Source organism: Thomasclavelia sp., from assembly GCF_017889095.1.
GTDB lineage: Bacteria > Bacillota_I > Bacilli_A > Erysipelotrichales > Coprobacillaceae > Thomasclavelia.
The window spans coordinates 1-6,012 of the sequence record NZ_JAGHEW010000251.1 but is presented as its reverse complement, the minus strand read 5'-3'; the positions used below and the strand labels follow the sequence as shown (position 1 = coordinate 6,012).

5 protein-coding genes are annotated in these 6,012 nt (G+C 30.9%); 1 reads left to right on the top strand and 4 read right to left on the bottom strand.

Translation table 11 applies throughout. The features are described 5' to 3' along the window. From J7M77_RS11295 to J7M77_RS11280, 4 genes are all read right to left on the bottom strand, one after another. A partial coding sequence (locus J7M77_RS11295) for a glycoside hydrolase family 3 N-terminal domain-containing protein (protein ID WP_296878589.1) occupies positions 1 to 598 on the bottom strand: 598 nt, incomplete at its 3' end. Positions 599 to 616: 18 nt separating this feature from the next. After that, on the bottom strand, positions 617 to 1,378 hold the full coding sequence (locus J7M77_RS11290) for a MurR/RpiR family transcriptional regulator (protein ID WP_296878587.1): 762 nt from the start codon (positions 1,376 to 1,378) through the stop codon (positions 617 to 619). Positions 1,379 to 1,418: 40 nt separating this feature from the next. Then, positions 1,419 to 4,064 carry a glycoside hydrolase family 38 C-terminal domain-containing protein gene (locus tag J7M77_RS11285; RefSeq protein WP_296878585.1) on the bottom strand — a complete coding sequence of 882 codons (2,646 nt, stop codon included), beginning with the start codon at positions 4,062 to 4,064 and terminating at the stop codon, positions 1,419 to 1,421. Further along, on the bottom strand, positions 4,057 to 5,397 hold the full coding sequence (locus J7M77_RS11280) for a PTS transporter subunit EIIC (RefSeq protein ID WP_296878583.1): 1,341 nt from the start codon (positions 5,395 to 5,397) through the stop codon (positions 4,057 to 4,059). The genes J7M77_RS11285 and J7M77_RS11280 overlap by 8 nt, the downstream gene beginning before the upstream one ends. Before the next feature lie 196 nt (positions 5,398 to 5,593). On the opposite strand from J7M77_RS11280, the gene J7M77_RS16910 reads away from it, so the two are divergent. Then, positions 5,594 to 5,728, top strand: a complete 135-nt coding sequence (locus J7M77_RS16910) for a GNAT family N-acetyltransferase (RefSeq protein ID WP_367236988.1) — start codon at positions 5,594 to 5,596, stop codon at positions 5,726 to 5,728. The last annotated feature ends 284 nt before the right edge of the window (positions 5,729 to 6,012 follow it).

The window sequence follows — 6,012 nt, the reverse complement described above, 5'->3', positions numbered from 1 at the left end:
TTAAAACCGGCGTTACCCCATTATCATCTTGATTAAAGCCTTTGATCGCTGCTTTGGTCATAGCACTAGTTAAATAAGGATCTTCACTAAAGCATTCCTCACTTCTGCCCCAGCGCGGATCACGCAAAACATCAAAACCCGTAAATAAAGCTAGATTACCACCTTTACAAGCTAATTCATTACTTACATTTTGCGTGATTTGTTTCATCAAATCAACATTCCAAGATGATCCGATTGCCAAAGAAACTGGGTAAACAGGACTTTTTAAAGCCATGTGCCCATGAACACATTCTTCACTAATTAAAGCGGGAATCTTAAATCTAGAATGTTTCTTAATATATTCCTGGATCATTGTTACTACTTTTAAACTATCTTGCCTTGATATCCCATTTTGATTGTCGATTTGGCTCCAGGCATCAGCGCGCATGATTCCATAAATGGCTCCCACCCCACCATATTCTTTTACATGATTTTTAAATAAATCCGTTAATTCATAGTGGTCATCAACTTTTTGATAACATTGCCAGCCATATAAATGCTGGTTCAATTGACCAACTTTTTCCTTTAATGTCATTTGTTCAACAATTTTTTCTATCATCTCTATTTTCCTGCTTATTTATAAATATTTTTTATTGTACAAATATTGATTAACTAACTTACGTAATAAATATTCAATTGCAAGATGAATATGCAGTCTTGAATCAATATCATAACCTTCATCTTCACTTAGTGATACATTCATAGTATGATCAGCTAATTGATTCATTGGTGAATTTTTATGTTCAGTAATCAATAACATTTTACAGCCACTAAGTTTAGCATTTTTCATTACATCAAGAATTGCGGGTGTTGTTCCGCTTCGTGATAAAACAATCACAAAATCATCTTTCGTTAAATTATTAGCTTCCAGATACAAAAACCAGCTATCATCTGGATAAATCGTTCTAATTCCATATAAACTTAATTTAACTGCTAAAATCTTAGCGACATATTTATTCATTCCTGAAGAACAAATCAGTACACTTTTAGCGTTAATAATATCTTTGATCATTTCATCAATCTCTATATTTTTAAGCATCGTCATCGTATCACGAATTTCTTTTTCCATTACATCAATGATATTTTCATCAGTTGCATTATAGACAAACTCATCTTGACGATGATATAAAAGATCATAACGAAAATCCATAAATGTTTTATAATTAAGTTTTTTAACCATCCTAAAGATTGTTGTTGTAGAAACATTCAATGCTTCCGCTAGTGATGAAATGGTTAAACTAGGTTGTAAGTTTTCAAAAGCTAATAGTTTTTGAAATGATTCGATTTCTAATTCAGTAAGATTATTTCCATACTGTTGAAAATTTTTGATTAAACTCATTTTTATCATCCCTTCATACTTTAAATAGAGTAGAAAAAATCTACTCTATTATAACAGTAACAAAGGTATTCGCACTAATTTTTTTAAGACAAATTTGACCATTATGATTTTCTAATTCAGTTAACTTCTCTTCTTGAACATTTGATAAATAACATTTTTGATTTATTGCAACTTTGATCATAACATCAAAGACATCCTCATCACGATTATTTAAAATTCTAAGTGATGATGCTTTTCCGGCCTCTACTTGTTTATAGGCCATTAGTTCTACTCGATCGTCTAATTCTAAAATACTATTTTGCCATGATAAATGATCATTTTGTTTGCGACTAAGATCATTTAAATAACGGCTTTGAACTGGTGTATTATATATTTCTGCGTCCCTAATCATTTTAGACATTTGATCATTAGTTCCTAAAAAGATAGCATATTCACTAGTAATTACTTTATCTATTAATTGTGATGATGGTGTATCCATCCGATACCCTGATGATCTTCCAGGTCTAATCAATAAATCAGCTTTTCCAAATTTACCAACACTGCGAAGTAATGTTAAACAAATTCGCTGATTATTTTCAATTTCATACTCTAAAGGACCTTTAGAAAGCAAAGACATGATAGCTTGATCATGATCCAGTTTAACAAAACGTTGCATTGCATAGATTGGTAAAACATATTCAGTTGCCCCGTTTTCTAATCCCAATTGATTTTTAATAACATTATCCCTAATAATTGTTCCTAACTGATCTTGACTGCAGTTTTTACTTGCTTGATATAAATCATCAAAAGTAACTCTAACAATATGATCACTAGAATGGTTTTCAATCGTTGTTTTAAAATCAATTGTTTGTTGTCTAGCTTTTAATGATACATCACTAATAATTCTTAAATCTTTTAATGATTGACTACGATGATGATCAACTACTTTTTCAGGTACTTTAACATCATAAACAATTCGATATTTAGCTTCTATTGGTGATGATTCAATCAAAGTAATTACTGGTTTAGCATCACTTATCAATATTTCCTTATCATCTACACATGGTGAATAATTATATTCATCACCATCATCTCCTTTTTCTACAAAGCGATTTAATTGATGATAAGTTTGATTCGTTAATTTATTAGTAGCTGTAATTGTACCATTGGCTTCGATGACAATTTTAAGATATGCATTTTCCATGCCATGATCAAAAACCGTAACATCACCACTGATCGTTTCCGTCGGTTTATTATTAAAGCAAACCTTTAAGATTTCATAACCCATAGCTGGTAAAAAAGCCGTATTAATTTTTAATTGGACTTTGTATTTAGTTCCTTCTAATACTTCACCGGCATCATGGAAATTTTCCATCCCATTATAATATTCAACATCATGACAAGTATCTTCAATTTCATTTACTAACTGATAAGGTACGATACTGCCATCAAATCGTTTTAAGACAAAATCTTTATCTTTAACGATCATACTTATAAAAGCATAGTCATCTCGCTTATATGGTAATGTGTTAAATAAAGCTAGGATATCTTCGTTTTCTTGTAAACTGCTTAAATCCGCTTTTTCTGATAAATAACGGAAATTCATCCAAATTAATTCGTTTAATCCATGACGTAAATTCAATAAACGATTTTCAACAGTATGATTAACACTTTCTGGTGATGAACTGTAAATAGAATCATGGAACTGGTTTTTGAAAATAATTTTCCAAAAATAATTAATTAACTCTTGATCGCAATAACCACCTAAATTACGCGTAATACTGATCATTGGTTCAACAACTTTAGCCATTAATGTTTCATAATAGCGCATCGCATTTTTAATATCAATTCGAGTTGACGTAATTCCCGCATGAATTCTTCCTAAAGTAGCACTACGAGCTTCACCTTCGTAAACCGTTAATTGATGCTGATTGTCTTTAGCAGCCTGGAAAACTGTTTTTAAATAATCTTCAGGATTAGTAATTTTACAATCATAGCCATCTTCGTTTAACTGTTTAATCATTTTAGTACTATGTTTGCGATAGAAAGCATAATCACTTCCTAACATATATAAGATTTCACCATCTTGATAACGTGGTTTTAATTTAGAAACAAAATTATCAACATCTTTTTTTACATCTACATAATCTTCAGGAAAACCACGGTAGAAACCATATCCTAAAGCAAAATGAACAGCTGGTAATACGGTATTATCATTTCCTTTCCACCAGAAGATTGAATCTTCTAAACAGTCATAATCAAATCCACGCCATGCATAAACACCCTCTAATCCTAATTGTTTAAATAAATATGGAGTGATTCGATTTTGCCCAAAAGCATCTGGTACCCAACCAACATTCATACAATGACCTAAGTTTTTAGCGTATTTAGAACCTAATAGTAAGTTTCTAACTAAGGCTTCACCTGAAGGAATGATCATATCAGGCTGAACATACCAAGGTCCAATGAGTAATTTTCTATCTTTGACTAATTCAGCAATTTTATCTCTTTGTTGCGGTTTGATTGCCAGATAGTCTTCTAGTGCGGCTGTTTGACCATCAAAAGTAAAGTTTTTCATTTCTGGATCGTTTTCAAAAACTTCAATTAAACGATCGAAAAAATAAACTAATTTAATTCTTGAAGCATCACTTGATCTTAACCATTCACGATCCCAGTGCACATGAGGGATAAAATGTATCTTACTCAAGAGCTACTCCCTCACTTTCTGCTTCCATACTATTTTGTTTAATTTGTAGTTTCACAAATGGATAATATAACACTAAATCAACAATAAATAAAACTACACATAAGATTACCGGACTAATTGTAAAGGCACCAAGTACCCAGGCATTGACAAAAATTGGTTCTACTCCTGAATTTAAAACAACTAAATGATTTACTAAGCCCCATGATGTTGCAAAGTAACCAATGATAGCATTTACTACTGGTACAAAGACAAATGGAATAAACATAATTGGGTTTAAAACGATTGGTAACCCAAATGTTACTGGTTCATTAATTCCAAATAAACCGGGAATAATCGCTACTTTACCAATTGAACGTTCAGCTGATCCTTTTTTACCAAGAACTAATAATAAAACTACTAAAGCTAAAGTTGATCCTGAACCACCGATCATCGCATAAACATTACATAATGTATTTGGAGCTACTTGAGTGATTTTATCAAAAGAACCAGTTTCCACAAAAATTTGAATATGTTCATAGAAAATTGGCATCCATAATACTGAAATTAAGCCCCACATAATTGAAAAACCATGAACTCCGAAAAACCATAATAATTGCATGATAATAATTACTAAGATTACGGCTGGTAATCCAGTTCCAATACCATTAAGTGGTGTAATAATAAATTGTGTAAATAATTCTTGAATTGAAGCAAAGCCAAGTACTAAGACAACTTCTTTTAAAGCTGAGAAAACTACCATAATAACGAAAAATGGAATAATCGATAAAAATGAATTTAAAACCATTGGCGGTACTTGACCTGGTAACTTAATTGTATATTTAGAATTAACTAAATGATAATATAAATATGATGATAATAAACCAATTACCATTCCTGTAAACATTCCTTCATAGTTAAAGAAATTAATTTGGAAAGCAGTAATAGTTGAATCACCAACATTAATTGCATTAGGTATAGTTGCAATATAAGCAATTAATGAAACGATAGCAGCAACTAATGGCACACATTTATCGCCAGGTTTATTTCCTTTCAATAAAGACGCATAATTGTAAGCTGAAGCTAAAACAACAACTAATCCTGTCATTCCCATAGCTACGGTATTAATATTTGAAAATGTATTGATCACACTTCCTAATGGCCCATCTAATGATACACCCCATTCACCAAACCAATAAGTGGCTTGTTGACTAATAAGACCTGCCAGTGAACCAACTACTGTAAATGGGCTGGTTAAGATGCAGGCATCTTTGATTGCATTTAATAATTTGTTTGCAGTTATTTTATTAGAAAAAGGCATTAAATATTTTTCTAATAGTGACATGATAAATTTCATTCTTTTTTTCCTCCCTTTGACAACTATCAGTATATAAAAAGCGCTTTCAAATTTGAATTACAGAAGCGGTAATATTTTTACCAAAGAAAAAACTCACTAATAAAGTGAGTTAATAAAAGCACTTGATGATTATACACAAAATATTCTTTTTTGACTACAATAGATAAACAAGTTTAACATCCGATTTTTTTAAACTATATTTCAAGTAATTATTCCTTGTATCCATATCAATTATGTTTTGGTCGATTCTAATTATCGAGATTGTGGAATTGCCAGAACGATGATGGAAATAATCAAAAAATATGCAAAGACTATCTTTATATTGAGATAATGCCTGAGGAAAGTAAAAATACATCTTTTTATCAAAAATATGGATTTAAAATAATGGCTGATGGTGTAGCCATGCAAATATATAATTTATAAACTAGTAAAAGACAGCTTATGCTGTCTTTACTTACTTTTCTACTTTGCTTTTTAGCTCATCTAATGTTATTTCTTTCAGTATTTCTTCAGTGACCATTTCTAACTGTTTTACTGTTAAGCTTTCTAACCATTTACTTTCATCTTGACCATATTTTGTCATGATCTGTTTTTGTAACATACTTTCCTGCATTG